Here is a 14602-nt window from a genome sequence, read left to right as displayed (position 1 = left end):
CCGGAATTTCGATTCATGAACAACATCCCTACACCCCCTCCCCGACCCTCCCCCGGGCCCCACGCAAAATGCGGATGCATTTTGCGTGGGAACCCGCTCGCTGCGGGCTTCGCCCTGCAGGGGAGGGGGATTTTAAACAGGTTCTCAGACAAGGCGCGTCGCCAAAGACAGTACGCGGGTGCCCGGTCAGGCGCCGCAACACCATATAAGGCTTTCGGTGAACGGCTATATAAACGCCACGGATAACCAAAGCCTCACCCCGAACGCGGGCAGACGGAGTACCCTATTGCCAACCCAACCTGCCCGGAGCGCCCATGCCACACCACCAACCCCCGAAAGTCCTGCTCGTCCACGGCCTCTTTATGCGCGCCACCATGCTGCGGCCACTGATGGCGCAACTGCGGCGGCGCGGTTACCAATGCCTCGCCCTGACCTACCCGACGCGCAAACAGCCCCTGCATGACAGCGTCGCGCAACACCTGCCGCGCATTGTCGAATTTGCGGGCAATGCGCCGTTGTTTGCCATCGGCCACAGTCTCGGCGGTCTGTATCTGCGCCATTTGCACCAACAATGGCCGCAGGGGCTGGCGCGCGGTCGCGTCGTTACCCTCGGCACGCCGCATCTGGGCAGCAAGGTCGGGCGTTATTTTTACGAACGCCCGTGGCGGCGGCGCATCCTCGGCCATTGCTGGCAACAGGGGCTGGATGGCAACGCGCCCGCGTGGGACGCCGCCATTCCGCTACTCAGCATTGCCGGGACGAAAGCGATCGGCGTCGGCAGCGCGCTCGGCATCTTTGCCGCCGACGAGCCGAACGATGGCACGGTTGCCGTTAGCGAGACGGAACTGCCGCAGGCCGCCGCTTTTTACCGCCTGCACACCTCACACAGCGCGCTGCAATTTGACCGCACAGCGGCGGCGCTCGCCGACCGCTGGTTTCACGGCGAGGCGCCTGAAACGGAAACCATCGTGCAATCAGCGGATTAAAAAATTTTTTACCGCCATCCTTGAAAGCGCTGCGCCCCAACCCTATCTAGGGCGTTGTGTGATTGAACACCCCCGCCCCGGCGGGATTTTCAATGTCCTTTTTCATTAACCATTCAGGAGCTCATTCATGAATCTTCGTCCCCTGCACGATCGTGTGATCGTCAAACGTCAGGAAAAAGAAACCACCACCGCTGGCGGCATTGTCCTCGCCAGCAGCGCTGCCGAAAAGCCGTCCGAAGGCGTCGTCGTTGCCGTCGGCCCCGGCAAGCCCAACAAGAACGGCGATGTGCGCCCGCTGGAAGTCAAGGTCGGCGACCGCGTCCTGTTCGGCAAATTCACCGGTTCCGAGGTGAAAGTCGATGGCGAAGACTACGTCATCATGCGCGAAGAAGAAATTTTTGCCGTCATCCAATAATTTTCAATAATTCTTAAACATTCAGGAGTTTATATATGTCAGCCAAAGAAGTCCGCTTCGGTGAAGCCGCCCGCAAAGAAATGCTCAAGGGCGTAAACATCCTCGCCAACGCCGTCAAAGTCACCCTCGGCCCGAAAGGCCGCAACGTTATCCTCGAAAAATCCTTCGGCGCGCCGACCATCACCAAAGACGGCGTTTCCGTCGCCAAGGAAATCGAGCTGGAAGACAAGTTCCAGAACATGGGCGCGCAAATGGTGAAAGAAGTCGCCTCCAAGACCAATGACGTCGCCGGCGACGGCACCACCACCGCTACCGTCCTCGCGCAAGCCATTGTCAGCGAAGGCCTGAAAGCCGTTGCCGCCGGCATGAACCCGATGGACGTCAAGCGCGGTATCGACAAGGCAGTTAGCGAAGCCGTCAAAGCGCTGCACGCCATGTCCAAGCCGTGCGAAACCCACAAGGAAATCGCCCAGGTCGGCACCATTTCCGCCAACTCTGACAGCACCGTCGGCGACAAAATCGCTGAAGCGATGGAAAAAGTCGGCAAGGAAGGCGTGATTACCGTGGAAGAAGGTCAAGGCCTCGAAGACTCGCTCGAAGTCGTCGAAGGGATGCAGTTTGACCGCGGCTATCTCTCGCCCTACTTCATCAACAACGCGCAAAATCAAAACGTTGAGCTGGATGCGCCCTACATCCTGCTGCACGACAAAAAAATCTCCAACATCCGCGACCTGCTGCCGATTCTCGAAGGCGTCGCCAAATCCGGCAAACCGCTGCTGATTGTCGCCGAAGACGTTGAAGGCGAAGCGCTCGCCACGCTCGTCATCAACAGTATGCGCGGCATCGTCAAGGTCGCTGCCGTCAAGGCACCGGGCTTCGGCGACCGCCGCAAGGCCATGCTGGAAGACATCGCCATCCTTACCAATGGCCAGGTCATCTCTGAAGAGCTGGGCATGACCCTGGAAAGCTCCGACATGACCGTGCTCGGCACCGCCAAGCGCGTTGTCGTCGGCAAGGAAAACACCACCATCATCGGCGGCAGCGGCGACCCGGCGAAAATCGAAGCCCGCGTTGCCAGCATCCGCGCGCAAATCGAAGAATCCACCTCCGATTACGACCGCGAAAAACTGCAAGAGCGCGTCGCCAAACTGGCCGGTGGTGTTGCCGTAATTAAAGTCGGTGCCGCGACCGAAGTGGAAATGAAAGAGAAAAAAGACCGCGTTGAAGACGCGCTGCACGCTACCCGCGCTGCCGTTGAAGAAGGCATCGTCCCGGGCGGCGGCGTTGCCCTCATCCGTGCGGTCAAGGCGATTGAAAGCCTCAAGGGCGAAAACTACGACCAGCAGGTTGGTATTGACCTCGCCCGCCGCGCGATGGAATACCCGCTGCGCACCATCGTCGCCAACGCAGGCGTTGAGCCCGCCGTTGTTGTTGACCGCGTCAAGGCCGGCAAGGACAACGAAGGCTACAACGCCACCAGCGGCGAATACGTCGATATGCTCGCCGCCGGTATCATTGACCCGACCAAAGTGACCCGCTTTGCCCTGCAAAACGCGGCCTCCATCGCCGGGCTTATGATTACCACCGAAGCGATGGTTGCGGAAATTCCGAAGAAGGAAGAAGCCGCACCGGGCGGTATGGACGGCATGGGAGGAATGGGCGGTATGGGCATGATGTAAGCCCGCGCCTGTCGCATCCTGCAAAACGAAACCGGATTCCTCACGGAATCCGGTTTTTTTTTGTGGCGGAAAATCATGCAGGCATGGCGGAAATGGCCGATAATTGCCGCGGCGAGGCAGTTTGCCTTGTCGTAATGTTTCAGAAAAGGATTGTATATATGAACAGATTATCCATCAAACCCAACCTGCTGGCGCTCGCATTGTTGCCGCTGTTGCTCGTTGCCTGTGGTGGCAGTGATGACAACAACGACAACCACAATGGCACTCCGGATAACAAGGCGGCCGATCCGCTCCCGGATCCGTCCACTCGTGCCAAACAGCGCAACACCGCGCCCAATGTGGGCGTAAACCCGCCCGGCGAGGAAGAAAAAGCAGCCTTTGAAGCGAGCAAGGTATCGCTCGTCCCCCACAATGCGTTGAACGGCAACGCACCGGCGCCGTTTGTCATCAAGACGGAAGACGGCACCCCGACACGCGGTTTTGACGGCGAGAACGCGCAACGCGATTTCCGCAAATTTACGCCCGGTTTCTCCGAACAGCATGGCAAGCTGGAACTGGTCAAAAAGGAAGAGAACGGCAATAACGGCAACGCCAACCCCGCCCCGAATCCCGCGCCCAGCCCCAATCCCGGCGAGAAGGAAGACGACAGCGCCATCACCTTCCGCAGTTACCAGGGTTTCCGTGGCGGTGTCGTCGTCGGCTATCACGACAAGAGTCGCAATGTGGCAAGCAGCGACCTTTATGGCGTCAATACCACCGTTGAGCAGATTCCGGCCAGCGGCAAGGCCACCTACAACGGCGTCGCCTTTGACCGTACCGAACGCGGCACCCTCGTTTATAACGTCAATTTTGACAGCAAGCAGGGCGACGGGCGCATTGAGGGCATCAAGCGCTTTGGCATGATTACCCTGAATCCCGCCAACCTCAGCGACATCGGCGGCGGTGTCGGCATCACCGGCAACGCCCGCAACCTGTATAACCAGCCGTTACGCTATCAGGCGGAGTTTTATGGCAACGCTGCCGAGGAAATGGCCGGGCAGGTGGTCAATACTGCCAACCAGGATGTGGTTGGCTTCCACGGCACCCGCGGCGAGATTATCCATTAAGAGCCTGTTTAATGTTCCGTCATGAGGCAGAGGATGTGGGTTGGGATGAGATGCAAGGCGCAAAACGCAGGCAATGTGGATTACCTTGCCAAGTTTTGCAACGCCGCAGCTCGCCCAATCCCGCATCCATATGCCCATGATGGGGCGTTAAACAGGCTCTAAGCTCACCATCGCATGAAAAACGCCGGGCTCCGGCGTTTTTTTGTGGACGCTCGGCGCGGGGATTACTGCAAAGTTCCGGCAAGGTGGGCATATAATCTCGCCAGGCAAGCGCATTTTGCCTTGCTGCTTTTTCAGAAAAAGGATGGAATCCATGAAGATGATTGTTCCCGGCAACCGCCTCATATTGGCACTGACTTTGCTCCCTGTTTTTCTCGCTGCCTGCGGCGGCGGTGATGACAATGACACGAACCGCCAGCCCGTTGACCCGCCACGCCCGGTCGCAACGGCTCCTGCCGCTGCCCCGGCTACCATTACCCGGCTCACGCCCGAAGAAACCACCAATTTCAGGTTTGATATGAGCAAAACCGGTATCCGGCGCATTGAGCCGGTAAACGGCGGTAGTGAACCTGAATATTCCGAGTTGTATGTGAATGGGGTCCGGGTGCAGGACATTACCCGCCTTTTTGTGACTCATGACTATCGCAGCCTGCCGCAAGGACTGATTACCCTGCCCGGTCGCGTGGAATTTCCAGTTCATAAAAAATCGTTCGAGCTGACGGCGCGCAGTTACCAAGGTTTTCATAGCGGGGTGCTCGTCGCCTATCTCAATGAAAATGACAAACTCGCCAACAGCGATGTGTACGGTGACATCACAAAGGCCGCACAGATGCCGGGGGCAGGCAAGGCAACCTACCAGGGCATCGCCTTTGACCGCAGGGATAACGGCAAACTGGTCTATAACGTGGATTTTGGCTCCAGGCGGGGTGAAGGCCGGATTGAAGGCATTAGCCGCTACGGCACCATAGCGCTGAACCCGGCGACGATTCAGTCCACCAACCTTGGCATGGCGATTAACGGAAATGCCAGCGCAGCGCGCGGGCAACCGCTGCAATATTCCGCGATGTTTTATGGTACGGCGGCGGAAGAGCTGACCGGGCGGGTCCATAATAATGCGGAAAGCGATGGTATCGGCTTCAGCGGCACCCGTGGCGAGATCGTCCAGTAATGCCGTCATCGCATAAAAAAACGCCGGGGCTCCGGCGTTTTTTGTGGGCGCTTCAGAAGTCGTTGCGATAGCGACCAATGGCGCTGAGGAAGAGGAAAATCATCAGCAGGTTGAGGTTGATGGCGAAGCTCGCGCTTTCGTACTGGTAGTAAAAGTTGAGTGCGGCGGGGATGTAGAGCGAGAGGCTGCCCAGTTGCAGCGCCACGCTTTGCAGGCCAAAGAGGATGATGAGGGTGATGATGCCGGAGGCGCGGCCACGGAAGCATTGCACCGCGCCGTACACGCCCGCCGCGGCAGCGACAAGGGCGAGCAGGTTGGCGAAACCGCTGTAGCCGGTGAATTTGATCGCCTTGCAGTATTCTGTAATTCGCGCGGGGTCAATGGGTATGCCGCTGTGTTGTTGGCAGCCCGCACCGGCGAAGTGTGCGACGCCAATGAGGCGCAGCAGTGTCCAGCCCGCGAGGGCAAGGGCGAGGGCGGCCAGCAGGCCGGTTTCGAGGGTGAGGCGGATTTGTCGTTTTTTCATGGCTGGCGGGCGGGGTGGGGCGGCAGGCTGGCGAGTTCCCATCGTGCCTGGACTTCGATGTCGAGCGGGCTGTCGTGACCGTCGTAGCGGTGCGCGGCGGCGTGGGCAATCATCAGCGCGTTGTCGCCGCAGAGGGCGAGCGGCGGGAAGTACACGCGCTTGTGCTGTTTTTCCGCTTCTTGTTGCAGGGTTTGGCGCAGCAGGCGGTTGGCGCTGACGCCCCCGGCGACGATGAGGTCGCGGTAGCCGGTTTCTTGCCAGGCGCGGCGGCTTTTGATGGCAAGGGTTTCAACGACGGCTTGCTGGAAGGCGGCGGCTATGTCGGCGCGGGTCTGCGCGTCGTCGCCCTGTTCTTCGATGAGCAGGCGTACCTGGGTTTTGAGACCGCTGAAGCTGAAGTCCATGCCGGGGCGGTTGGTCATCGGCCGCGGTAGCGGGAAGCGGGCGGCGTTGCCATGCTCTGCCAATGCGGCGAGTTCGGGGCCGCCGGGGTATGGCAGTCCCATCAGTTTGGCAGTTTTGTCGAAGGCTTCGCCGACGGCGTCATCCAGTGTTTGTCCCAGCAGGCGGTATTGTCCGGGCGCGTCCACCGCCATCAGTTGGGTGTGGCCGCCGGAGACGAGCAGGGCGATGTAGGGGATTTCCGGCTGGGCAGCGTCGAGCAGCGGCGAGAGCAGATGCCCTTCCATGTGGTGAATGGCGATGGCGGGGACGTTAAGGCCGTAGGCCAGCGCGCGCGCGTATCCCGCACCGGTCATCAGCGCGCCGAGCAGGCCGGGGCCGGCGGTGTAGGCGATGAGGTTGACGTCTTGCAGGGTTTTGTCGGCGCGTTCGAGTGCCTGTTGCAGCACAAGCGGCAGGCGGCGCAGGTGGTCGCGTGCGGCCAGTTCGGGGACGACGCCGCCGTGTTGGCGGTGCAGTTCGATTTGGCTATAGACTTCGTTGGCGAGGATGCCTTCGTCGCGGCTGTAAAGGGCGACGGCGGTTTCGTCGCAGGAAGATTCAATGGCGAGGATGAGCGGTGTGGTCATGAGCGGGGTTTTTTCATGAAGAAAGCCCCGCGGCGCGGGGCTGTCGGCGGGCAATCGACCGCTCAGGCGAGGAGCAGCAGCCGTTTGCCGATTTGGTCGGAGAGTTTGTTGGCGCCGTGGAGGATGTGCGCCAGCATGGCGTTTTGGGTGGACTGGATGAGGATGATCAGCGCCTTGTCTTCTGCCTGGACGGAGCTGATGTACACCTTGCCTTTTTCGCTGTCGATGGTGATGGCACGGGTCGCGCCGAGGCTGAATTCGGAGATGAGCGAGGCACCCAGGGCAAAGAGCGAGCTGCCGACGGCGGCAAGGCTGTCGGCGCTGTGTTTGGATTCTTCCGCGTGCGAGGCGATTTCAAAGCCGTCCGGCGTTGCCAGCAGGACGTTTTTCACGCCGGGGGTTTCCGCCGCGAAGGTTTCCAGCGCGCGGGTGCAGTAGTTGACAAAGTTGTTCTCGCGGTAGTCTTCCAGTGTGGCCATGGGCGTTCCTTAGTTCAGTTCTGCTTCGATGGAAGCGATCAGGGCTTCGACCAGCAATAATACATCATCGCGCTTGCGGGCATCGATTTCGTAGATGGGGAATTTGAGGTCGCGGGTTTCCAGCAGTTTGTTGGCGTCGTTCAGGCTCAGGTGGGCGCCGTCGATGTCGCAGTGGGTGATGCCGACGACGATGCTGTTCATGTGGTGGTTGTGGAAGTAGTCCACATAGTACGGCAGTTCTTTGGCCGCTTTGGGCGAGGCACCGTCCACGAGGATGATGGCGCCGAGTGCGCCTTCGGTGACAACGCGCCAGACGAGCTCAAAGCGCTCTTGTCCCGGCGTGCCGTAAAGGCCGACTTTGGTATCCGGCGGCAACAGGATTTGGCCGTAGTCAATGCCGACAGTGGTCAGCAGTTTGTTGTGGGCTTTTTTGTCGCTGTTGGCGACATCGGTCGAAATAACTTTTTCGTCTGATAATGCCTGGATCGCCGTGGTCTTTCCGGCGCCCATGCTGCCTGCGAAGATAATTTTGAATTCTTGCATGATGTGAATCGGGTCTGGTGAGAGTTATAGGCCGAGTTTGGCGCGCAGCCGTTGCAGCAGGCTGCGTTTTTGTTCCACTTTTTCTTTTTCCTGCGGGGTGAAGACGCGCTTGACCTGTTCGTCGGCGACGACGCTGTCGTGTTCGACTTTTTGTACTTGTCCTGCCATTAGCGTGGCAAAGAGGAAGCGGCGGATGCGGTCGTAGGAATATGAGGTTTTTTCAAAGAGGGTCGGGATGTTGACCGGATGCGACTGGGTGCAGGTGGCGAGGCGCAACGCTTCGGTGCGTCCGTGTCGTCCCAATGGCTGCGGAAAGCGGATGAGACGGTAATAGGCATGGTCGTCGATATAGTGTCGCCCGTCCATGTCGGATTGCCACAGACTTTCAAACAGCCATAAGTCAAATTGCAGTTTGCGTGCGCTGTCGGGAATATCGAGATTGTCTGTCACCATCCATGTCCACGAATCAAATCCGGGGACGGATTCGCGCGGGTAATTGATGTAAACCAGTCCTTCGTGCGGCTTGATCCAGGTAATACTGTTGCCAGAGGTGGCACGAATGACCATGTTGTCGCGACGGCGAATGTGGTCGAGCAATTCGCGGGCATCATTACTGCTGACACTGGAATAAACCGGGCGCGGAGCGGCGTCATGTGTATGCTTTTCCGGCGGTGGCGTGGTATTGGCGCTGCCGAACAGTTTGCCGAGCCAGAGGTTGTGATTGCCCTGATCGGCATCGCGCAGGTCAAGCGCCGGATAACTGTGATTGCCTGCCAATGCCGCACCATCATCATTATTAAAGGCGCAGACAATCGGGCAATTCACCAGCGAAATATATTTCTGAATTTGCGGGGTAGAAAGAAAACTGGCATTGATGACCACGCCATTAAGCCCTTTGTGATTGGCAGCAACCCAGGTGATCTGCGGACGGTCGGGGGAAGTGTCAATGATTTTTTTAATACGGTTTTCTGATTCCGGCGAGAATCCGAGCAGACAGATACTGTGATTATCCGGCATAACGAGGGGTTCCGTTTACTGATAAATAAAAATTGCGCCCCCTATGCACGGGGGCCAGGGAGCGCACGAGAGAGCCTCTGAATCAGGAGAAATCGAGTTCTTTCTCGAAAGCGCGCAATTCGTGGCGAGCCATGGCAAGATTGGAACGTGAACGATCCAGTACCAGATAGAGGAACAGTTTGTCGTTGCGCTCCAGCGGGCGAATCAGGTGATAGCCCTTGCCGAGGGTGATGAGGATATCTTCAATATCGTCATTGAGTGCCAAAGATTTGCAGACGCGACGTTTGGCATTGAGCACTTCGGTATTACCGGCGGAAGCCAGTTCGAGGTCAAGACCTGAACCTTCGGTAGCCAGTGCCAGACCGCTATCGGCATCCACCAGTGCGGCAGCTTTGAAACCGTCAATGTCTTGCAGACTGCTAAGATCAATTTTAGCCATGTTAGATTTACTCCAAATGATATAACTATTTTGCATAACGCCTAGGGCAAACGGCACTATGCGCAGCACATACCCATCGCAGAAATACGATGAACAACAGAATATTACCACAAAAAAACCGCCCCCGCCGCCTGCGGATTTTGCCAGTGATGAAAATTGCTGTTGTAATGACATTTTTCAGCCGGAAGCGGAGACGCCCATGCCCACAACCTTTGACATCACCACACACGCAGCGCTTGACGACGCCATCGCCATACTGCGCCAATCCCTTGATAACAAAGTCTATTACCTCGAAGGCGCACTGGGTGCGGGCAAGACCACCTTCGTCCGCCACTGGCTGCACCAGAGCGGCTACAACGGAGCCGTCACCAGCCCGACCTACGCCCTGATGAACGAATACCATACTGGACAACACACTGTAATCCATGCAGATTTATACCGCCTGGCGACACCGGACGAACTGCTCTACCTCGACGTGCGCGACTGGAGTGCGCGCGCCGACCGCATCTTCATCGAATGGGCACAAAACGGCGGCGCATACCTGCCCGCCGCTGACGTAATCTGTCAGTTCACCCTGCGCGACGGCAAACGCACCCTCACCGCGCTAACCGCCTGATAATGGTCTTTCCCCGCCAAGACAGGCATAATGCCGGGATTCCCACAAAACCCACAAGAAACATGACCTTGCGAACCGCAATCCAGGCACTTCTGCGCGCCCGCGCCCTGCTGCTCCTGCTCCTCGCCCTGCTTTGCAGCGTGCAGGCGCTGGCCGTCACCCTGCAAGACGTGCGCTACAACCGTCTGCCGGACAAAACCCAACTCGTCCTCGACCTTGACCGCCCGACCGTCTTCCGCCAGTTCAGCCTTGCCGGGCCACCGCGCATCGTGCTGGACCTGCCCGACGCCAGCCGCAGCGGCCGCGCCGGCATGACCCTCAACAGCGGTGCCGTCACCAGCATCCGCACCGGCTTCAGCGACACCACCACCCTGCGCGTCGTCATCGACCTGCGCTACCCCGCCAAAACCAACATCTACACCATGCCGCCGGAAAACGGACGCGGCAACCGCATCGTCATCGACATCTACGACAACCTCGCCGAACAGACACTCACCCTCGAATCCCTCGACAGCAGCGACCAGCCGCCCTACGTCGTCTTCGCCGGCGAACCACTGGAAACCATGCGCGACAGCGGCGGCGTCAGCATTGGCAGCCCGCCCGTCAGCGCGCCCCTGCCCAACACCAGCCCCGCCGCCCTCCCCTACCCGAACGCGAACAGCGCGCCGCCGCCCTTCATGCAAACCACCCCGCTGCCGCAACCCAACCTGCCGCCAGCGACCCTGCCCGCGCCACGCCCGCAGCCGAACATCGCCGCCGTCCCGGCGCCGCGCACCGTCCCCGCCTACAAACCGCAGCGCAGCGCGCCCGCGACCGTCACCGTGGAGCGCGACATCTCCGCCAGCGGACGCATCGAAAAACAGAACAAAATCATCACCCCGTCCGCCGTCTCCAAACGCACCATCGTCGTCGCCATCGACCCCGGCCACGGCGGCAAAGACACCGGCGCGGTCAACCCGTCCACCGGCCTGCGCGAAAAAGACGTCGTCCTGCAAATCGCACACCGCCTGAAAAAACACCTCAACGCCAAAAAAGGCTTCAGCGCCTTCCTCACCCGCGACGGCGACACCTACATCCCGCTGCACGAACGCACCGCCATTGCCCGCCGCCGCAACGCCGACATCTTCGTCTCCATCCACGCCGACTCCTCCGAAAGCAACGAACCAAGCGGCGCCTCCGTCTTTATCCTCTCCACCAAAGGCGCGACCACCCAAATCGGCAGATACCTCGAACGCACCGAAAACACCGTGGACCAGCGCTGGGGCATAGACGTGCGCAAATACGACAACGACGTACAACAAGCCCTGCTGGGCATCCAGCAGGACGCCACCATCGAATCCAGCCACGCCCTCGCCAGCCGCACCCTGAACGAACTCGCCCGTCTCGGCAACCTCCACGGCAAACGGGTCAACAGCGCCAACTTCGTCGTGCTGCGCTCGCTCGCCGTCCCCTCCATGCTGGTCGAAACCGCCTTCATCTCCAACCCGAACGAAGCACGCAAACTCGCCTCGCCCGACTACCAGGAACAACTGGCGCGCGGCATCGCGGGCGGCATCGCCCGCTACTTCGACGAACACCTGCCGCAGCATATGCTGCTTGGCAAATAACGGAGCACACATGACCGCCGGACGCAAAATCATCCTGATCGGGCCGATGGGCGCGGGCAAAACCTCGCTTGGCAAACGCCTTGCCACCCGCCTGCGCTGGGAATTTACCGACACCGACCACGCATTGTGCGCCCGCACCGGCGTGGACATCCCGACCATCTTCGCTACCGAAGGCGAAGCAGGCTTCCGCAAACGCGAACACGAAGTGCTGACGAGCGTCCTTGCCACCCCGCGCGACATGATTGTCGCCTGCGGTGGCGGCATCGTCCTCAAAGCCGAAAACCGCCGCCTCATTGCGAGCCAGTTCCTCGTCGTCTTCCTTGACGTCTCGGTGCGCCGACAAATCCTGCGCATAGGGCGCGACCGCAACCGCCCGCTGGTACAAAACGCGGAAAACCTGCAAGCCAAACTTGAACAAATCCGCGACGAACGCCTCGGCCTCTACGAAGGACTGGCGGACATCCGCGTCGATACCGACAACAACCACTTCACCAACTCCTTCAAAAAACTGCTGCACGACGTCGAAACCCGCCTGCGCCGCGACCGCTAGAGGCTGAATGACAAACAGTGCCTAACCCGCACCCCAATCCCCGCTCCGGCGGGGATACTTGCACCCACCCGCCACAACTGCGCTAAACTGCGCACAGACTTCATCAAGTCGGGGTGCCGTCCGCCGGGCGGCTGAGAACATACCCGTGAACCTGAAACAGCTAACACTGGCGTAGGAAACTTATGCAAGCATCACCCGCACCACGCACCGCCGCAGCGTCCGCCTCCCGGACAAAGCCGCGGTGCGTCACTGTTTCCGGCTCACATCCACCGGAAACACCATGCACATCCACTACCTGAGCGCCATCCGCGCACAAAACCCGCTGATTCACAACATCACCAGCGCCGTCGCCGCCCACTTCAGCGCCAACGGCCTGCTCGCGCTCGGTGCCTCGCCGCTGATGGCGGAAAGCCCCGCCGAGGCGGCAGAACTGGCGGCGCACAGCGCGGCGTTGGTGCTGAACATCGGCACACCATCACAAACACGGCTGGAAGCGATGCAACAAGCAGGCGCGGCGGCAAACCGCGCGGGCGTGCCGGTCATCCTCGACCCGGTCGCCGTCGGCGCCAGCGCCTACCGCCGCGACACCATCGCCGCGCTGCTGCAACACATCCGCTTCGCTGCCATCCGCGGCAACGCGGGCGAGCTGGCGTATCTCGCCGACGTCCCCTGGCAAAACAAAGGCGCGGACGCGGGCGAAGGCCACGGCGACCGTGCCGCCATCGCGCGCACCGTCGCCACCCGCTACCACTGCATCGCCGTCCTGAGCGGCGCGCGCGACTACATCGCCGACGGCCAGCGCGTCGCCACCCTCGACAATGGCACACCGCTCCTGCCGCGCATCACCGCCTCCGGCTGCCTGCTCAGTGCCGTTCTCGGCGCCTTCCTCGCCGTCGCTCCCGCGCACGACCACTACCAGGCCGCCTGCGAAGCCTGCGCCGCCTACGCCATTGCGGGCGAACAGGCCGCCGCCGGACTCGCGCCCACACAAAGCGGCAGCTTCGCCGCCCGCCTCATCGACGCCCTCGCCGCCATCCGCGACGAAGACATCGCCCGCGCCGCCCGCCTGCATGAAGGAGACGCCTCATGACCATTCCACAAGCGCTAACCATCGCCGGCTCCGACAGCGGCGGCGGCGCCGGCATCCAGGCCGACATCAAAACCATGCAAATGCGCGGCGTCTTTGCCACCAGCGTCATCACCGCCATCACCGCACAAAACACCTGCGGCGTGAACCACATCGAAATGGCAAGTACCGCCAGCGTGCGCGCACAAATCGCCGCCATCGCTGCCGATTTCACCATCCGCGCCCACAAAATCGGGATGCTCGGCACCGCCGACATGATTGCCTGCGTCGCCGCCAGCCTGCGCGACTGCAACTTCGGTGCGCTGGTACTCGACCCGGTGATGATTTCCAAAGGCGGTGCGCCACTGCTGCAAAGCGACGCCATCGCCGCGCTGAAACACGAACTGCTGCCGCGCGCCACCCTCATCACCCCCAACCTGCCCGAAGCCGAACAACTCGCGGGCATCCACATCAGCGACGACGCGGACATCGCCCGCGCCGCGCGTATCCTGCGCCAACAGGGCGCGCACGCCGTCCTCATCAAGGGCGGCCACGGCGAGGGCGACACCTGCCGCGACTGGCTCATCCACGACGGCAGCACCCTCACCCTTGACGCCCCGCGCCACGCGACAGCGCACACCCACGGCACCGGCTGCACCCTCTCCGCCTGCATCACCGCCGAACTGGCCAAAGGGGCGACGCTGACGGACGCCGTCCGCACCGCCAAGGCATACATCAGCGCCGCCATCGCCCGGCCGCTCAACATCGGCCACGGCCACGGCCCGGTAAACCATTGGGCGTATGACGAAACATAGCGCGCTGCATCCGCCGCCGAACGACGCGCTCGCTGTGGGAAAGGTTGGGGTGAGTTCGCCCGCTTTGCCGCCGATGCCGAAACCACCGCCGAACAGCTCCCTTCCCCTGTGGGGGAAGTCCAGGGCGGGATTCGCCCGCTTCGCCACCGATGCCAAAGCGACCGCCGAACGACGCTCTCGCCGTGGGAAAGGCCAGGGCGGGATTCGCCCGCTTTGCCGCCGATGCCAAAACGACCGCCGAACAGCTCCCTCCCCCTGCGGGGGAAGGCCGGGGTGGGGTTCGCCTGCTTTGCCACCGATGCCAAAACCACCACCGAACAGCTCTCTCCCCCTGTGGGAAAAGATTGGGGTGAGTTCGCCTGCTTTGCCGCCGATGCCAAAACCACCACCGAACAGCTCCCTCCCCCGTGGAGGAGGGGCGGGGTGGGGTTCGCCTGCTTTGCCACCGATGCCAAAACGACCGCCGAACGGCTCCCTCCCCCGTAGGGGAGGGTTGGGGTGGGGCAGCAAACCATCCGCGTCAGCGACCGCGAATATCCCCCTCCCCTGCAGGGCGCGC

The 14602-nt window shown here is 60.9% G+C and carries 16 protein-coding genes and 1 riboswitch; of the genes, 10 read left to right on the top strand and 6 right to left on the bottom strand.

Features of this window, described 5'->3' with window-relative positions; genetic code table 11:
* The first annotated feature begins 314 nt into the window (after positions 1-314).
* The 5 genes from ACO54Z_RS00720 (at position 315) to ACO54Z_RS00700 (ending at position 5354) form a co-directional block, all read left to right on the top strand.
* A complete protein-coding gene (locus ACO54Z_RS00720; protein ID WP_485995291.1) occupies positions 315-986 on the top strand; it encodes an esterase/lipase family protein in 672 nt (223 codons plus the stop codon).
* A 127-nt stretch (positions 987-1113) separates the two neighbouring features.
* Entirely contained in the window at positions 1114-1401 is a 288-nt protein-coding gene (groES, locus tag ACO54Z_RS00715; RefSeq protein ID WP_485995290.1) for a co-chaperone GroES, read from the top strand.
* Positions 1402-1436: 35 nt separating this feature from the next.
* Positions 1437-3080, top strand: a complete 1644-nt coding sequence (groL, locus tag ACO54Z_RS00710; protein WP_298079632.1) for a chaperonin GroEL — start codon at positions 1437-1439, stop codon at positions 3078-3080.
* 158 nt (positions 3081-3238) lie between these two features.
* Positions 3239-4186, top strand: a complete 948-nt coding sequence (locus tag ACO54Z_RS00705) for a factor H binding protein domain-containing protein (RefSeq protein ID WP_485995289.1) — start codon at positions 3239-3241, stop codon at positions 4184-4186.
* Between the two features lie 202 nt (positions 4187-4388).
* Entirely contained in the window at positions 4389-5354 is a 966-nt protein-coding gene (locus tag ACO54Z_RS00700) for a factor H binding protein domain-containing protein (RefSeq protein ID WP_485995288.1), read from the top strand.
* Positions 5355-5406: 52 nt separating this feature from the next.
* Here ACO54Z_RS00700 and ACO54Z_RS00695 read toward each other — a convergent pair whose 3' ends face one another.
* From ACO54Z_RS00695 to ACO54Z_RS00670, 6 genes are all read right to left on the bottom strand, one after another.
* A complete protein-coding gene (locus ACO54Z_RS00695; RefSeq protein WP_485995287.1) occupies positions 5407-5880 on the bottom strand; it encodes a hypothetical protein in 474 nt (157 codons plus the stop codon).
* Positions 5877-6911, bottom strand: a complete 1035-nt coding sequence (gene tsaD, locus ACO54Z_RS00690; protein ID WP_485995286.1) for a tRNA (adenosine(37)-N6)-threonylcarbamoyltransferase complex transferase subunit TsaD — start codon at positions 6909-6911, stop codon at positions 5877-5879. The genes ACO54Z_RS00695 and tsaD overlap by 4 nt, the downstream gene beginning before the upstream one ends.
* Positions 6912-6973: 62 nt before the next feature.
* Entirely contained in the window at positions 6974-7390 is a 417-nt protein-coding gene (locus ACO54Z_RS00685) for a roadblock/LC7 domain-containing protein (RefSeq protein WP_298080349.1), read from the bottom strand.
* 9 nt (positions 7391-7399) lie between these two features.
* Positions 7400-7933 (bottom strand): GTP-binding protein, encoded by a 534-nt coding sequence (locus ACO54Z_RS00680; RefSeq protein WP_485995285.1) that lies wholly within the window; start codon positions 7931-7933, stop codon positions 7400-7402.
* 24 nt (positions 7934-7957) lie between these two features.
* Positions 7958-8950, bottom strand: coding sequence for a hypothetical protein (locus tag ACO54Z_RS00675; RefSeq protein WP_485995284.1), 993 nt, complete (start codon positions 8948-8950; stop codon positions 7958-7960).
* Between the two features lie 82 nt (positions 8951-9032).
* Positions 9033-9389 carry a roadblock/LC7 domain-containing protein gene (locus ACO54Z_RS00670; RefSeq protein WP_485995283.1) on the bottom strand — a complete coding sequence of 119 codons (357 nt, stop codon included), beginning with the start codon at positions 9387-9389 and terminating at the stop codon, positions 9033-9035.
* Between the two features lie 199 nt (positions 9390-9588).
* Here ACO54Z_RS00670 and tsaE point away from each other — a divergent pair, with 199 nt between their 5' ends.
* The 5 genes from tsaE (at position 9589) to thiD (ending at position 14043) form a co-directional block, all read left to right on the top strand.
* Entirely contained in the window at positions 9589-10005 is a 417-nt protein-coding gene (tsaE, locus tag ACO54Z_RS00665) for a tRNA (adenosine(37)-N6)-threonylcarbamoyltransferase complex ATPase subunit type 1 TsaE (RefSeq protein ID WP_485995282.1), read from the top strand.
* Positions 10006-10067: 62 nt separating this feature from the next.
* The gene (locus tag ACO54Z_RS00660) at positions 10068-11612 is read left to right on the top strand and encodes an N-acetylmuramoyl-L-alanine amidase (protein WP_485995281.1); all 1545 of its coding nucleotides are present in this window, start codon (positions 10068-10070) and stop codon (positions 11610-11612) included.
* 10 nt (positions 11613-11622) lie between these two features.
* Positions 11623-12162: a shikimate kinase gene (locus ACO54Z_RS00655; protein WP_298080343.1), complete on the top strand. Its 540-nt coding sequence runs from the start codon at positions 11623-11625 to the stop codon at positions 12160-12162.
* A 99-nt stretch (positions 12163-12261) separates the two neighbouring features.
* Positions 12262-12357, top strand: a riboswitch (TPP riboswitch).
* Between the two features lie 85 nt (positions 12358-12442).
* Complete coding sequence (gene thiM, locus ACO54Z_RS00650) at positions 12443-13252, top strand: hydroxyethylthiazole kinase (protein ID WP_485995280.1); 810 nt, start codon at positions 12443-12445, stop codon at positions 13250-13252.
* Positions 13249-14043 (top strand): bifunctional hydroxymethylpyrimidine kinase/phosphomethylpyrimidine kinase, encoded by a 795-nt coding sequence (gene thiD / locus ACO54Z_RS00645; RefSeq protein WP_485995279.1) that lies wholly within the window; start codon positions 13249-13251, stop codon positions 14041-14043. The genes thiM and thiD overlap by 4 nt, the downstream gene beginning before the upstream one ends.
* Positions 14044-14602: the final 559 nt, after the last annotated feature.

The organism is Cardiobacterium sp. (genome assembly GCF_057314735.1).
Note: the sequence above shows the minus strand (reverse complement) of the source record. Positions and strands in the feature narration are given on the sequence as shown.

Coding starts and splice junctions, on each gene's coding strand:
- ACO54Z_RS00720 (WP_485995291.1), top strand. CDS start 315: ATGCCACACCACCAACCCCCGAAAGTCCTGCTCGTCCACGGCCTCTTT.
- groES (WP_485995290.1), top strand. CDS start 1,114: ATGAATCTTCGTCCCCTGCACGATCGTGTGATCGTCAAACGTCAGGAA.
- groL (WP_298079632.1), top strand. CDS start 1,437: ATGTCAGCCAAAGAAGTCCGCTTCGGTGAAGCCGCCCGCAAAGAAATG.
- ACO54Z_RS00705 (WP_485995289.1), top strand. CDS start 3,239: ATGAACAGATTATCCATCAAACCCAACCTGCTGGCGCTCGCATTGTTG.
- ACO54Z_RS00695 (WP_485995287.1), bottom strand. CDS start 5,880: ATGAAAAAACGACAAATCCGCCTCACCCTCGAAACCGGCCTGCTGGCC.
- tsaD (WP_485995286.1), bottom strand. CDS start 6,911: ATGACCACACCGCTCATCCTCGCCATTGAATCTTCCTGCGACGAAACC.
- ACO54Z_RS00685 (WP_298080349.1), bottom strand. CDS start 7,390: ATGGCCACACTGGAAGACTACCGCGAGAACAACTTTGTCAACTACTGC.
- ACO54Z_RS00680 (WP_485995285.1), bottom strand. CDS start 7,933: ATGCAAGAATTCAAAATTATCTTCGCAGGCAGCATGGGCGCCGGAAAG.
- ACO54Z_RS00675 (WP_485995284.1), bottom strand. CDS start 8,950: ATGCCGGATAATCACAGTATCTGTCTGCTCGGATTCTCGCCGGAATCA.
- ACO54Z_RS00670 (WP_485995283.1), bottom strand. CDS start 9,389: ATGGCTAAAATTGATCTTAGCAGTCTGCAAGACATTGACGGTTTCAAA.
- tsaE (WP_485995282.1), top strand. CDS start 9,589: ATGCCCACAACCTTTGACATCACCACACACGCAGCGCTTGACGACGCC.
- ACO54Z_RS00660 (WP_485995281.1), top strand. CDS start 10,068: ATGACCTTGCGAACCGCAATCCAGGCACTTCTGCGCGCCCGCGCCCTG.
- ACO54Z_RS00655 (WP_298080343.1), top strand. CDS start 11,623: ATGACCGCCGGACGCAAAATCATCCTGATCGGGCCGATGGGCGCGGGC.
- thiM (WP_485995280.1), top strand. CDS start 12,443: ATGCACATCCACTACCTGAGCGCCATCCGCGCACAAAACCCGCTGATT.
- thiD (WP_485995279.1), top strand. CDS start 13,249: ATGACCATTCCACAAGCGCTAACCATCGCCGGCTCCGACAGCGGCGGC.